Origin of the sequence: Escherichia sp. AM3 (genome assembly GCF_032029835.1) — a bacterium.
Taxonomy (GTDB): Bacteria; Pseudomonadota; Gammaproteobacteria; order Enterobacterales; family Enterobacteriaceae; genus Escherichia; species Escherichia coli.
This window is the reverse complement of the sequence record NZ_JAVUPQ010001027.1, coordinates 1-265: the sequence shown is the minus strand read 5'-3', so window position 1 is coordinate 265 and position 265 is coordinate 1. Positions and strand designations below refer to the sequence as shown.

1 protein-coding gene is annotated in these 265 nt (G+C 35.1%); it reads left to right on the top strand.

Going from position 1 to position 265, the window contains the following annotated elements:
• A partial coding sequence (locus RTW80_RS29545) for a RepB family plasmid replication initiator protein (RefSeq protein WP_312721685.1) occupies nucleotides 1–265 on the top strand: 265 nt, incomplete at both ends.

Below are 265 nucleotides of genomic sequence, written 5' to 3'. Positions count from 1 at the left end.
ATGCAGAATTTGTTGGTGTTGATCTATCTGTCGCATATAAGCAAATGAAGGATGCAGCAGATTTCTTTTCAAGAAATAAAAAATTAATTACACATTGTGACTATATTTCGAATGAGGGATTGCTTCGTGTTATGTTTTCGTCTAAGACGATAAATTATATTACAGCGATAGACGCCCGTAACGATCAGGTTACCGAGCTTCCTCTAAAATCTGCTTTGTCTCTTCAAGGAAGATACTCATGGCCTTTATATCAACTGATAAAATT